At 67.8% G+C, this 13,040-nt stretch carries 12 protein-coding genes; 4 read left to right on the top strand and 8 right to left on the bottom strand.

Annotation, left to right across the window (positions count from 1 at the left end):
• Nucleotides 1–74 precede the first annotated feature (74 nt).
• Genes QY917_RS03965 through QY917_RS03955 form a run of 3 tightly spaced genes read left to right on the top strand, consistent with a single transcriptional unit; the run spans nucleotide 75 to nucleotide 4,513 of the window.
• Nucleotides 75–2,243, top strand: coding sequence for a TonB-dependent siderophore receptor (locus QY917_RS03965; protein ID WP_123676382.1), 2,169 nt, complete (start codon nucleotides 75–77; stop codon nucleotides 2,241–2,243).
• Nucleotides 2,244–2,262: 19 nt separating this feature from the next.
• Complete coding sequence (locus QY917_RS03960) at nucleotides 2,263–3,816, top strand: PepSY-associated TM helix domain-containing protein (RefSeq protein WP_123676383.1); 1,554 nt, start codon at nucleotides 2,263–2,265, stop codon at nucleotides 3,814–3,816.
• A gap of 25 nt (nucleotides 3,817–3,841) precedes the next feature.
• On the top strand, nucleotides 3,842–4,513 hold the full coding sequence (locus tag QY917_RS03955) for a glutathione S-transferase (RefSeq protein ID WP_123676384.1): 672 nt from the start codon (nucleotides 3,842–3,844) through the stop codon (nucleotides 4,511–4,513).
• A gap of 86 nt (nucleotides 4,514–4,599) precedes the next feature.
• Here the strand turns inward: QY917_RS03955 and QY917_RS03950 are convergent, their stop codons facing one another.
• The 6 genes from QY917_RS03950 to QY917_RS03925 form a co-directional block, all read right to left on the bottom strand.
• On the bottom strand, nucleotides 4,600–5,127 hold the full coding sequence (locus QY917_RS03950) for a disulfide bond formation protein B (protein ID WP_123676385.1): 528 nt from the start codon (nucleotides 5,125–5,127) through the stop codon (nucleotides 4,600–4,602).
• Between the two features lie 59 nt (nucleotides 5,128–5,186).
• On the bottom strand, nucleotides 5,187–6,314 hold the full coding sequence (locus tag QY917_RS03945) for a sulfate/molybdate ABC transporter ATP-binding protein (protein ID WP_011805541.1): 1,128 nt from the start codon (nucleotides 6,312–6,314) through the stop codon (nucleotides 5,187–5,189).
• Nucleotides 6,315–6,325: 11 nt separating this feature from the next.
• Nucleotides 6,326–7,237 carry a sulfate ABC transporter permease subunit CysW gene (cysW, locus tag QY917_RS03940; RefSeq protein ID WP_123676386.1) on the bottom strand — a complete coding sequence of 304 codons (912 nt, stop codon included), beginning with the start codon at nucleotides 7,235–7,237 and terminating at the stop codon, nucleotides 6,326–6,328.
• Nucleotides 7,234–8,085, bottom strand: a complete 852-nt coding sequence (cysT, locus tag QY917_RS03935) for a sulfate ABC transporter permease subunit CysT (protein WP_011805543.1) — start codon at nucleotides 8,083–8,085, stop codon at nucleotides 7,234–7,236. Before cysT ends, cysW begins: the two co-directional genes overlap by 4 nt.
• 147 nt (nucleotides 8,086–8,232) lie before the next feature.
• Nucleotides 8,233–9,240 (bottom strand): sulfate ABC transporter substrate-binding protein, encoded by a 1,008-nt coding sequence (locus QY917_RS03930; RefSeq protein ID WP_015913096.1) that lies wholly within the window; start codon nucleotides 9,238–9,240, stop codon nucleotides 8,233–8,235.
• Between the two features lie 281 nt (nucleotides 9,241–9,521).
• Nucleotides 9,522–10,475 (bottom strand): LysR family transcriptional regulator, encoded by a 954-nt coding sequence (locus QY917_RS03925; RefSeq protein WP_015913095.1) that lies wholly within the window; start codon nucleotides 10,473–10,475, stop codon nucleotides 9,522–9,524.
• Nucleotides 10,476–10,602: 127 nt separating this feature from the next.
• On the opposite strand from QY917_RS03925, the gene QY917_RS03920 reads away from it, so the two are divergent.
• Complete coding sequence (locus QY917_RS03920) at nucleotides 10,603–11,253, top strand: FMN-dependent NADH-azoreductase (protein ID WP_123676387.1); 651 nt, start codon at nucleotides 10,603–10,605, stop codon at nucleotides 11,251–11,253.
• 124 nt (nucleotides 11,254–11,377) lie between these two features.
• On the opposite strand, the gene QY917_RS03915 is transcribed toward QY917_RS03920, so the two are convergent.
• Together QY917_RS03915 and QY917_RS03910 are read right to left on the bottom strand one after the other, a co-directional pair.
• Entirely contained in the window at nucleotides 11,378–11,929 is a 552-nt protein-coding gene (locus QY917_RS03915) for an NADPH-dependent FMN reductase (RefSeq protein ID WP_011805547.1), read from the bottom strand.
• 155 nt (nucleotides 11,930–12,084) lie between these two features.
• Entirely contained in the window at nucleotides 12,085–12,885 is an 801-nt protein-coding gene (locus QY917_RS03910; protein ID WP_011805548.1) for a MetQ/NlpA family ABC transporter substrate-binding protein, read from the bottom strand.
• Nucleotides 12,886–13,040 lie beyond the last annotated feature (155 nt).

The raw sequence follows: 13,040 nt of genomic DNA, 5'->3' as shown, positions 1-13,040 counted from the left end.
CCCCCGCGCACCACTGGGGCGGCGCGCTGCACTCGTCGGCCGTTCTTCCGCAGAGACCGAGAGAGTTTTCACGCATGTTCCGTATCGACATACGCCAGAGCGCCGGCGCGTTCACCTTGGCCGCGCTGGCCGGTGCCGCCCCCGCCCAATCCGCCGGCCCGCTGACGCCCACCCTGCCCACCGTGGAGGTAAGCGACGCCACCCAGGCCCCCGGCCTGCTGCCGCTGGACACGCCGGTGGAGACCGGCAGCCGCCTGGGCCTGACCCCGCGCGAGACGCCCGCCAGCGTCACCGTGGTGGACCGCAGCACCATCGAAGCGCGCGGCGCCCAGGACACGCAAGAGGCCCTGCGCGCCATCGCCGGCGTGACGGCCCATGACGCGCCGGGCAGCATCGGCGTGAGCTACCGGGGCTTCAGCAGCGGCTCCATCGCCCAGCTGTTCAACGGCATCAACGTGCAGTACTCGATCGCCGCACGGCCTGTGGACAGCTGGATCTACGACCGTGTGGAGGCCATCGGCGGGCCGTCGAGCTTCCTGTTCGGCTCCGGTGCGGTCGGCGGGTCGATCAACTACCTCACCAAGACACCCGAGCGCTCGGACTTTGCCGAAGGGCAGGTGCGCGTGGGTGCCTACGGCCTCAAGGAGGTCTCACTGGGACTGAACCGGCGCCTGGGCGCCAGCGATGGCACGCCCGCGCGCCACCATGCGCGCCTGGACTTCAACCACCGCGACGCCGGCAGCTGGGTGCGCGGCACCGAGACGCGCGCCACCCAGCTGGCGGCTTCGCTGCTGTCCGATCTGGGCGGCGGCGCGACACATCTGCTGGCCTACGAATGGCAGCATGAGCATGTGGACCGCCCCTACTGGGGCACGCCGCTGCGCACGCCTGCGGTAGGCCGGCTGGGTGTGGACCCTGGCACGCGCTTTCAGAACTACAACAGCACGGACGGCCTGTACGCCCAGCGCGTGCAGTGGCTGCGCTCGGTCACCCAATGGCAGGCCACGCCCACGCTGCAGCTCACCAACACGCTGTACGCCTACAACGCGCTGCGCGACTACCGCAACGTGGAAACCTACCGCTTCAATGCCGCCAATACGCAGGTGGCGCGCAGCGGCGTCCTCCTGCAACGCCACGACCACCAGGTGGTCGGCGAACGCCTGGAGGGCCGCAAACAGGGCACGCTGCTGGGCCGGCGCAGCGACTGGGCCTTCGGCCTGGACGTGAACGTGAACCGGCAAACGCGCTTTCCCAACAGCCTGTCCGGCACGGTGAACACCACCGATCCGTATGACCCGGTGGTGGAGCGCTTCTTCGACATTCCCGGCATGGCTTCGGGCTTCCACGCCGATCGCACCAACAAGGCGACCACCGCCGCCGTGTACCTGGAGAACCGCACAGCCCTCGTGCCCAGGCTGCACCTGGTGACGGCGCTGCGGCACGAGCGCATCTCGCTGGACCTGACCAACCGCCGCGCCGTGACGGCCGCCCTGCCCGCCGCGTTCAGCCGCAGCTACCAGCCGACGACGGGGCGCATGGGCCTGGTGTGGGACATCGTGCCCGGTGCCAACCTCTACGCCCAGTACGCGACGGCGGCCGACCCGCCGTCGGGCGTCCTGTCCACCGCCTCGTTCGCGGACGTGATCAACAACAGCCGCCTCACCAGCGGCCGCCAGGCCGAGGTGGGCGGCAAGCTCGACTTCTGGGACGGCAAGGGCACCACCACGCTGGCGCTCTACAAGATCACACGCAGCAACATCGCCACGCAGGACCCCGATCGCCCCGGGGTGACCGTGCTCGTGGGCGAGCAGTCGGCGCGCGGCGCCGAGATCGCCGTGGGCCTGCGCCCGTCGCCGCGCTGGCAGGTGCAGGCCAACCTCACGCATGTGGATGCGCAGTACGAGCAGTTCGTGCAGGGCGGCGTGTCGCTGGCGGGCAAGACCCCCACGAACACCCCGGCGACGGTGGCCAACCTCTGGCTGGCGTACGCGCTCACGCCCACGCTGCAGGCCAGCGCGGGCGTGCGCCACGTGGGCAAGGTATATGCCGACGCCACCAACACCCAATGGTGTCCTTCCTACACGCTGCTGGACCTGGGCCTGGCGTGGAAGCTGAACCCCACGACCACCCTCACGGGCCGCGTGCGCAATGCCACCGACCGCGTATATGCGGCCAACGTGGGCAGCCAGGCCTATCTGGGCGCGCCGCGCACGCTGGACGTAGCGCTGCACGTGGCTTTCTGAAGCACGGGGTACGCAAGCCATGTCGCACCTCAAACGCTGGATGTTCCTCGCCCACCGCTGGCTGGGTGTGGCGCTGTGCGTGCTGTTCGCGCTGTGGTTCGTCTCCGGCGTGGTGATGATGTACGTGGGCTATCCCAAGCTCACGCCCGCCGAGCGGCTGATGCACCTGCCGCCGCTGCGCGGCGCCGCCGTGGCGCTGGAGCCCGACCAGGCCCTGGCCGCCGCCGGGCTGCAGGGCCCGCTGCGCGACCTGCGGCTGGCCGTGGCCAGCGGCGGGCGGGCGGTGTACCTGGCCACGCCCCAGCCGTCCAAGGCCGCCCCGCCCGGCGACGCACGCCCGCGCGGCGCCCCGGTGGTGATCGACGCCCGCACCGGCGCCGTGCTCACGGCCGTCGACGCGCCACGGGCATTGGCGAGCGCTGCAGCCTACGCGCAGGGTCCGGCCCATGCCGTTCACGAAGGCACGCTGCAGGAAGACGCCTTCACCCACTCCCGCGCGCTGGACATGCACCGGCCCCTGCACCGCGTGCGCCTGGGCGATGCACACGACACGGTGCTCTACATCTCCGGCACGACCGGCGAGGTGGTGCGCGATGCCACACGCACCGAGCGCCAATGGAACTACGCGGGCGCGTGGCTGCACTGGCTGTACCCGCTGCGCGGCGGCCTGGTGGACCGCTACTGGGCGGACATCGTCAATGCGCTGTCGCTGCTGGGTATCGCCGCAGTGGTCACAGGCGGCGTGATCGGCATCCTTCGCTGGCGCTTCGCGGGCACCTACCGCAGCGGCCGGCGTACGCCGTTCCCGTCCGCATGGGCGCGCTGGCACCACGTGGCGGGCCTGCTGTTCATGGTCGTCACGCTCGCCTGGATCTTCAGCGGCCTGATGTCCATGAACCCCTGGCGCATCTTCGACAGCGGCGCACCCGCTCTGCGCACCAACGCCATGCACGGCGGGCCCCTGCAGCTGCCGCACGCAGGCGCACCCGTGGCCGCCCTGCTACAGGCTGCGTCCACCGACACGCGCGAACTACGCTGGACACGCACCGCCGGCCATACGCTGGTGCAGGCGTTGCCCGCCTCTGGCCCGCCCACGGTGCTGGACGCGCATACCGCCCTGCCCCACGCATGGCAGCCGGGCGAGCTGGAAGCCGCCGCAGCCCGGCTGGTCGATGCGCCGCTGCAGCGCGTCGAGACCCTGCGCGCGTACGACGCCTACTACTACACGCGGGACGCCCACACCATGACCGGCGGCACCGACAAACCGCTGCCCGTGCTGCGGTTGGTGTTCGGCGACCCGCACGCCAGCTGGGTGCACCTGGACCCACACACGGGCGCCGTGCTGGGTCGGCTGGACCGGCACCGCCGCACCTCGCGCTGGCTGTTCGGCCTGCTGCACAGCTGGGACTGGCTGCCGCTGCTGCAGCGCCGGCCGTTGTGGGACGTGCTGCTGGTGGCGCTGAGTGTGGGCGGCACGGTGATCAGCCTGAGCGGCGTCGTGCTGGGCTGGCGGCGCGTACGGCGCAAGCTGGGCTGGCGTACACCTGCCGCACCCCAGGCCCCGATGCGGTGATGGACAGCGCTGCATACTCGGGCGCATGTCCGCCACGTCTGCCCTGCCCGTTCTGTATTCGTTTCGCCGCTGCCCCTATGCCATCCGCGCGCGCATGGCACTGGCGGTGAGCGGCCAGCGCTGCGAACTGCGCGAAGTGGTGCTGCGCGACAAGCCGGCGGCGCTGCTGGCCGTATCGCCCCAGGCCACAGTGCCCGTGCTGGTGCTGCCGGGGCAGGTGCTGGAGCACAGCCTGGACATCATGCGATGGGCCTTGGCGGCCCATGACCCGCACGGCTGGCTCATCCCCGGCCGGGGCGACCTGGGCGCCATGCTGGAGCTCATCGCGCAGTGCGATGGTCCGTTCAAGCGGGCGCTGGACCGTTGCAAGTACCCCAACCGCTACCCTGACGCCAGCCCGGCGGACGAACGGGCCGCCGCCCATGCCTGGCTGCGGGTGCTGGAACAGCGCCTGGCCTTGGAGCCGGGCGGGCACCTGTTCGGCCCACGCGCCGCCCTGGCCGACATGGCCATCGCGCCCTTCGTGCGCCAGTTCGCCGGCATAGACGACGCGCAGTGGCAGGCCGCACCCTGGCCGCACCTGCGCGCTTGGCTGGTGCGCTGGCAGCAGTCGCCGCTGTTCCTGGGCGTCATGCACAAGTACGAGGCCTGGAAGCCCGGCGCGCCGCCCGTGGTCTTCCCACCCCCAACCGCGTGAGATGGGTTGGAGACGGGGTGAAGACGAGGTGAAGCGCCGCGGGGCGCCCGAAGGCGCCCCGCGAGAGGTCAAAAAAAGACGCGTAGTTATGCCCGGGCCAGCGTGTCCGGCGCGCCCCGCCCGCCGCGCACCAACAGCACCAGCAGCAGCACGGCAAACACCAAGAACCAGACAAACGACCAGTTGGCGATGGAGCCGCCGAGGAACGTCCAGTCCACCGCCGTGCAGTCGCCCGAGCCGCGGAAGATCATGGGGATGGCGCGGCTGATGGGGTAGTTCTCGATCATTCCGTAGAAGTCGCGCCCGCAAGTGGCGATCTCTGGCGGGTACCACTGCAGCCAGCTCTGGCGCGCGGCCGTGAAGCCGCCAAAACCCGCTGCTGCCAGCGCCAGCACCGTCCAACCCATCCACCAGCCTTTTGTGCCTCTAGCGCTTGCCAGTCCTGTGAAGACCGCTACACCTATGAGAGCATAGCGCTGCACGATGCACATCGGGCAAGGCTCCAGTCCCACCACATGCTGCAGGTACATGCCGAAGGCCAGCATGGCCACGCAGGCGGCACTGATCAGCGCCAGGATGCGGCGCGGGGCGGTATCAATCCAGTTCAACAACACTTTTTGTTTTCCTTGCAGGGAGCGGCGTCCGCATCCGCTCCCTTGGCAGGCAGCGGCGCTCAGATGCCGGCGGCTTCGTCCAGAAACACCTTGGCGCGCCGCGGTGTCACCACCAGCGTCTCGCCCTCACGCAGCCCCATCTCGTGGAATTGCTGCGCCGGAATCTGCGCTTCGATCAACGCGTCCGAGGGCGCATTGTCCGCCGATTGGGTATCGCCCTCGGGGATTAGTTCCAGCCGCGCGATCGGCCCCACCACAATGGCGCGCGCCAACTGCACCACGATGCCGCGCGGGCGCCCGTGCGCGTCCAGCGCCTGGCCGGGGGAATAGCGCTCCACGTCCAGGTCGTGCGGGCGCACGTAGGCGAACGCGCGCGCATCGTCGGCGTGCTGGGCCTCGGGGCTTTCCAGCTGCATGCCGTCGTCCAGGTACACCCGGCCGTCGTTGGCGCGGCCCTTGAACAGGTTCACGTCGCCCAAAAAGCCATAGACGAAGGGGCTGGCAGGGTTGTCCCACACCTGCTGGGGCGTGCCCTGCTGCTCGATGCGTCCCTGGTTGATGACGACCACGCGGTCGGCCACTTCCAGCGCCTCCTCCTGGTCGTGCGTGACGAAGATGCTGGTCACGTGCAGTTCGTCGTGCAGCCGGCGCAGCCACCGGCGCAGCTCCTTGCGCACCTTGGCATCCAGCGCGCCGAAGGGCTCGTCCAGCAGCAGCACCTTGGGCTCCACGGCCAGCGCGCGCGCCAGGGCGATACGCTGGCGCTGTCCGCCGGAAAGCTGGGAGGGATAGCGGTCGGCGATCCAGTCCAGCTGCACGAGCTTGAGAAGGCTCATCACCTTCTCCTTGATCTGCGCTTCGGACGGCCGCTCCTTGCGCGGCTTCATGCGCAGGCCGAAGGCCACGTTGTCGAACACCGTCATGTGCCGAAACAGCGCGTAGTGCTGGAACACGAAGCCTACGCCGCGCTCGCGCACGTGCACGTCGGTCGTGTCCTCGCCGCTGAAGTGGATGCTGCCCACGTCGGGTGTCTCCAGCCCCGCGATGATGCGCAAGAGCGTGGTCTTGCCGCAGCCCGAGGGGCCCAGGAGCGCGATGAGTTCGCCCGACTGGATGTCCAGGCTGACGTCGCGCAGCGCCTGGAAGTCGCCGAACTGCTTGCTGACGTTGCGGATTTCAATGCTCATGTGTTCATCCTTCAGCGCGGCGCGCCGGGCGCGGGCGCAGGCCGCTCGGGCGGCAGCGCGGCCGCGGCCTTCATTTCCTGTTCGCTCTTCCACTCGGCCACCGACTTGATGACCAGCGTGACCAATGCCAGCAGTGCCAGCAGCGAGGCGGCTGCGAACGCGGCCACCGATTGGTATTCGTTGTAGAGGATCTCCACGTGCAGCGGGATGGTGTTGGTCTGGCCGCGGATGTGGCCCGACACCACCGACACCGCGCCGAACTCGCCCATCGCCCGGGCATTGCACAGGATCACGCCGTACAGCAGGCCCCACTTGATGTTGGGCAGCGTCACGTGCCAGAAGGTCTGCCAGCCGCTCGCGCCCAGCACCACCGCCGCCTGCTCCTCGTCGTTGCCCTGCGCCTGCATCAGCGGGATCAGTTCACGCGCGATGAACGGGAACGTGACGAACACGGTGGCCAGCACGATGCCCGGCACGGCGAAGATGATCTTGACGTCGTGCGCCGCCAGCCAGGGCCCCAGCCAGCCGTTGGCGCCGAACACCAGCACATACATCAGGCCCGCCACCACGGGCGAGATGGAGAACGGCAGGTCGATCAGCGTGGTCAAGAAGGCCTTGCCCTTGAACTCGTACTTGGCGATGCACCACGCCGCGGCGATGCCGAACACCAGGTTCAGCGGCACGGCGATCACGGCCGTGAGCAGCGTGAGCTGGATGGCGGACCAGGCGTCGGGCTCGCGCAAGCCCTCCAGGTAGGCATTCACGCCCTTGCGCAGCGCCTCGGTGAACACGGCGGCCAGCGGCAACACCAGGAACAGCAGCAGGAACACCATGGCAAGGCCAATCAGCGCCCACTGGATCCAGCGCGCCTCGGTCGTTCCGGCCTGCGCGCGCCGCACGGTACGGGTGTTCGCGGCGCTCATGCGGGTGCTCCTGCGTGGCGGCGCTGCCAGGCCTGCAAGGCGTTGATGACCAGCAGAAGGACGAAAGAGATCACCAGCATCACCACCGCCACGGCAGTGGCGCCTGCGTAGTCGTACTGCTCCAGCTTGCCGATGATGATCAGCGGCGTGATTTCAGACACCATGGGCATGTTGCCGGCGATGAAGATGACGGAGCCGTACTCGCCCACGGCACGCGCGAACGCCATGGCAAAGCCGGTGAGCAGCGCGGGCATGATGGCCGGCAGGATCACGTGGCGAAAGATCTGCCAACGCGTGGCGCCCAGGCTGGTGGCCGCTTCTTCCAACTCCTTCTCGCTGTCTTCCAGCACCGGCTGCACCGTGCGCACCACGAACGGCAGGCCGATGAAAATCAGCGCAATCACAATGCCGTTGGGGTTGAATGCGAGCTGGATGCCCAGCGGCTCCAGGTACTGCCCCACCCAGCCATTGCCCGCTAGCAGTGCGGTGAGCGAAATACCGGCGACCGCCGTGGGCAGCGCGAACGGCAGGTCCACCAGCGCATCCACGATCTTCTTGCCCGGGAACTTGTAGCGCACCAGCACCCAGGCGATGAGCAGGCCGAACACCAGATTCACGCAGGCGGCGATGAACGAGGCACCGAACGTGAGGCGGTACGACGCCAGCACGCGCGGCGACGCCACCGCCTCCCAGAACTGCGGCCAGGTCATGGTGAACGTCTTGAGCAGCAGCGCCAGCAGCGGGATCAGCACGATGATGCTCAGGTAAAACAGCGTGTAGCCCAGCGTGAGGCCAAAGCCGGGCAATACCCTCTTGGCTCGCCTGGGGGCGCTTTTCTTGCCACTCATATGGAGTTATCCGTTATTCGCCGCCGGTCAAAAGCCGGTGCGGCCCACGCCCGCAGGCACCGCGCTTGCATGCGCGGGCACCGCCACCCTACCCGGGCAGTCAGGGTGGGGTGAAGGCGCCAGGCGGCTCAGGGGCGTGTTCACTGCTTACTTGCCAGGCGTGTAAAGCTTGTCGAACTGACCGCCGTCGTTGAAGTGCACCTTCTGCGCCTCGGTCAGCGAGCCAAAGTACTTGGCCACCGTGAACTGCTGGATGGGCTTGAACAGGTCGGCATGCTTCTTGAGCACCGCCTCGGAGCGCGGGCGGATCGCATGCTTGGCGGCGATCTCCTGCGCTTCATCCGAGTACAGGTAGTCGAGGTAGGCCTTGGCCAGCTCGCCCGTGCCCTTCTTGGCGACCGTGCGCTCCACGATGGCCACGGGGTTCTCGGCCGTCACGCTCACCGAGGGATAGACCGCATCCACCTTGCCCTTGCCGAACTCACGCTCCACCGACACCACCTCCGACTCGAACGTGATCAGCACGTCCCCAATGTTGCGCTGCAGGAAGGTGGCCGTGGCATCACGCCCACCCTTGGCCAGCACGGGCACGTTCTTGTAGAGCTTGCCCACGAACTCCGCCGCCTGCGCGTCGCTGCCGCCCTTCTCGCGCACCGAGCCCCAGGCGCCCAGGTAGGCGTAACGGCCGTTGCCACCGGTCTTGGGGTTCACCACCACCACCTTCACATCGGGGCGGATCAGGTCGTTCCAGTCCTTGATGTTCTTGGGATTGCCGTGGCGCACCAGGAACAGCATGGTGGAGGTGGTGGGCGATGCGTCATGCGGGAATTTCTTGGCCCAGTCCTTGGCCACCACGCCGTTGTCCGCGAGGAACTGCACGTCGGTGGTGGTGTTGAAGGTGACCACGTCGGCGGCCAGGCCATCGTTCACGGCGCGCGCCTGGGCGCTGGAGCCGCCATGGGCCTGGTCCACCTTGATGTCCACGCCCTTGGTTTTCTTGTAGTGGGCGATGAAGGCCTGGTTGTAGTCCTTGTAGAACTCGCGCGCCACGTCATAGGAGACGTTCAGCAGCGCATTGGCCTGGGCCGAGGCCAGCCCGCTGGCCGCCAGGGCCAGCGTGGCGAGAAGGGTCTTGAGCTTGGTTGCCGGGGTCATGGGAGCGCCTCCACGTTGCAGGAAATCATGCATTGTGGAGAGCGCAGGTTAAAACTCAAAAGAATATATTTTTGTAAATTTATCCACGGATGAGCATATGCAATGCCATCTGGCACGCAGGCTCCCGGCACCGCCATGGAAAGTCAAATTGGTCTCTAGCCCTTATGCGATAAGCGTTACCAGCTATCAAAAGCAAAGCGCCCTTACATCGATCCCCCACTGGGGATCAAGCCGCACCGCCAACGCATCCCGCGCTCTTGCGTACACCACGCACCGCCGCATCAGCGGGGCAGTGCCGCGCCGGCCGTGGCCGTGTCGCCCCGCTCACAGACCGCGGCGGAATGGCCGGGCACGGTTTCACCCAGAAAGTCCAGGAAGCTGCGCACCGCCGGCGACAAGCCGCGCCGCGACGCAAACACTGCATGCACCACGCTGCGCGGCTGCGTCCACTGGGGCAGCAGGTGCACCAGCCGGCCCTCCTGCAATTCGGACATGCACATGTAGTCCGGCATCCAGCACAGGCCCGTGCCCGCCAACGCGGCGAATTTGAGCGTCAGCAGGTCGTCGGCCACGTAGCGCGGCGTGAAGTGCACGGTTTCCTCGCGCCCCTCGGGGCCGATCAGGCGCAGGCTGGCGCGCCCGTCGGCCGCGGACATGGCCAGCGTGTCCAGCAGCGCCAGGTCGCGCAGCGAGGTGGGCGTGCCCTGGCGCCGCAGTTGCTCGGGGCTGGCCACCAGCAGCAGGCGCACCTCGTCCAGGCGCTTGACCACCATGCTGCCGCTGTCCTCCAGCGTGGGGCGCACGCGCAGCGCCACGTCCACCCCCTCTTCCACCACGTTCACCACGCGGTTGGTGACCTGCATCTCCAGGCGCACCTGGGGGTGGCGCTGCAGGAACTGCGGCATCAGCTCGGCCACCACCGTCTGCGCCAGCGTCACCGGGCAGGTCACGCGCACGGTGCCGCGCGGTTCGGTCTGTACCTGGTCCACCGTGTCCTGCGCTGCCTGCGCCGAATCACGCATGGCCTGGCAATGGCGCAGGTAGGCCTCGCCCACCTCGGTGAGCGACAGCGTGCGCGTGGTGCGCTGCAGCAGGCGCACGCCCAGGCGCGCTTCCAACTCGGCCACGCGGCGCGACAGGCGCGACTTCGGGATCCCCAGCGCCCGGCCCGCCGCGGCAAAGCCGCCGCGCTCGGCCACCTCGGCGAAATAAAGCATGTCGTTCAGATCCTGCATCGCGCGCCTTTCGTTCCAAATTCAGAACAATCTATCGCAGCACCGCCTGCTTATCAAACATTCAGTCCAAAACGACAATCTATCCATCGCCCCATTGCGGGTTTATCCCTATCCCCAGGAGATTTCCATGCAACTGCTGCACATTGATTCCGCCATCACCAGTGACCAGTCCGTCTCGCGCCAGCTCACGGCGCAGATCGTCGAGGCCTGGAAGGCCAGCCATCCCGCCACCCAGGTGAGCTACCTGGACCTGGTGGCCGACGCGCCTGCGCACTTCACGATGGATGCGATGGCACCGCGCACCGGCCAGACCGACGGCCTGAGCGAGGCGCAGCAGCGCGAGAACGCCGTGTCCGAGCGGCTGGTGAGCCAATTCCTGGCGGCCGACGTGGTGGTGATCGGCGCACCGTTCTACAACTTCGCCATCCCCACGCAGCTCAAGGCCTGGATCGACCGCATTGCCCAACCCGGCCGCACCTTCCAGTACACCGCCAACGGCCCCGAGGGCCTGGCCAAGGGCAAGACGGTGATCGTGGCGTCGAGCCGCGGCGGCGTGTATTCCACCAGCGAAGGCGGCCGCGCCATGGAGCACCAGGAAAGCTACCTGCAGACCGTGCTGGGCTTCTTCGGTGTGACCGACGTGCGCTTCGTGCGCGCCGAGGGCGTGGCTATGGGTGGCGATGCCAAGGCCCAGGCCCTGGCCGCCGCCGCCCAGGCGATCGAGGCCCACGTAAAGGCCCATGCCGCCAACCAGGACCGCGTCAGCCAGGCCGCCTGACCAGCCCCGGCGCCTCGCCAAACAAAACCCGCCTCCGGCCATGCCGGGGCGGGTTTTTTCATATCAAAATGGGATGTAACCCTTGATAGTCAAGCGCAAACAGCTATCCAATCGATAGCAATCGTCAGCCGTTGTGGCGCTTGACCCAGGCGATGTACCGGTCCATCCAGCGCTGCAAGAAGTCCTTGCTGCCCTCGCCGATGGTGCCGTCTTCGTTGAACAGGCCGTCCTTGGCATGGATGAAGGCCTCGGGCTGGCCCAGCGTGGGCATGTCCAGGTAGGCCAGCACATTGCGCAGGTGCTGCTGCGCCATCGCCGTGCCCATGGCGCCGATGGACACGCCGATCACACCCGCGGGCTTGCCCGCCCAGGCGCTCTGGCCATAGGGGCGCGATGCGTTGTCGAGGGCGTTCTTGAGCACGCCGGGGATGGAGCGGTTGTATTCCGCCGTGACGAACAGCACGCCCTGCGACCCGGCGATCTCCTTCTTGAGCCGTTGCACGGACTCGGCCTGCTGGCCGTCGTCGTCCTGGTTGTACAGCGGCAGGTCGTCGATGCGCACCTGGTGGAATTCGCAGTCCGCGGGCGCCATGCGCGCCAGCGCGTGGGCCAGCTTGCGGTTGAACGAATCCTTGCGAAGGCTGCCGACGACGACGGCAATGCGGTAGTGGCTCATACGGACCCTTTCTGGCAGAGGTAGGCGCCGCGCAGCGCCATCGCGATGGCGGGCGGCCGGACCATCTTACGTGCCGTCTTGGAACGCTGCTGTCAGACAAGCGGCGGTCACGGCACCGGGGCCGGGGGCCGGTCGAGGCCGCCCGCCGCGCGCCATCACCAGCCTGCCAGCACCGAGCCCTTGAACTGCGTCTCGATGAAGCGGCGGATCTCCTCGCTCTGGTAGGCCTTGACCAGTTGCGCCACCCAGGGCTTGTTCTTGTCGGCCTCACGCACCACGAGCAGGTTGACGTAGGGGCCGTCCGGGCTTTCCTGCGCGATGGAATCGGTCTTGGGGTTCAGGCCGGCGGAGATGGCGAAGTTGGTGTTGATGGCCGAGGCGTCCAGGTCGTCCAGCGAGCGCGGCAGCTGCGCGGCGTCCAGCTCCACGAACTTGAGCTTCTTCGGGTTGCCCACCACGTCCAGCGGCGTGGCCTTCAGGCCTGCACCGTCCTTGAGCTTGATGAGGCCCTGCGCCTGCAGCAGCAGCAGCACGCGGCCGCCGTTGGTGGGGTCGTTGGGAATGCCGAAGCGCGCGCCTTCCTTCAGGTCGGCCAGCTTCTTGACCTTCTTGGAATACAGGCCGATGGGGAAGTTGACGGTGTTGGCCGCCACGGCGAACTTGTAGCCACGATCCTTGATCTGCGCATCCAGGTAGGGCTTGTGCTGGTAGCTGTTGGCGTCCAGGTCGCCGGCGGCCAGAGCCGCGTTGGGCTGCACATAGTCGCTGAACTCCACCACCTGGATCTTCAGGCCCTGCTGTTCGGCCACTTTTTTGACCTGCTCGAAGATCTGCGCGTGCGGGCCCGCCGTCACGCCGATCTTCAGCGGCTTGTCCTGCGCCAGGGCGTGGCCCGAGAGGCCGGCGGCCATTGCCAGGGCCAGGGTCGATTGGAGCAGGGAGCGCTTGGAAATCACGGAAAACCTTTCATACCGTTACAGGGAGAGCCGGCATCGTAGCCCCTGCGGCGCGCCCTCCGAACGAATACTTTTCCATATCCAAAGAACCCGCACACATGAAGAGCAACCGAGCGGCAGAGCACCTGAGGGGGTGAAAGGCCGTGCATTTTCCA

The organism is Diaphorobacter sp. C33, from assembly GCF_030503915.1.
Lineage (GTDB): Bacteria > Pseudomonadota > Gammaproteobacteria > Burkholderiales > Burkholderiaceae_C > Diaphorobacter > Diaphorobacter nitroreducens.
The sequence above is the reverse complement of the archived record's forward strand: the minus strand, read 5'-3'. Positions and strand labels throughout refer to the sequence as shown.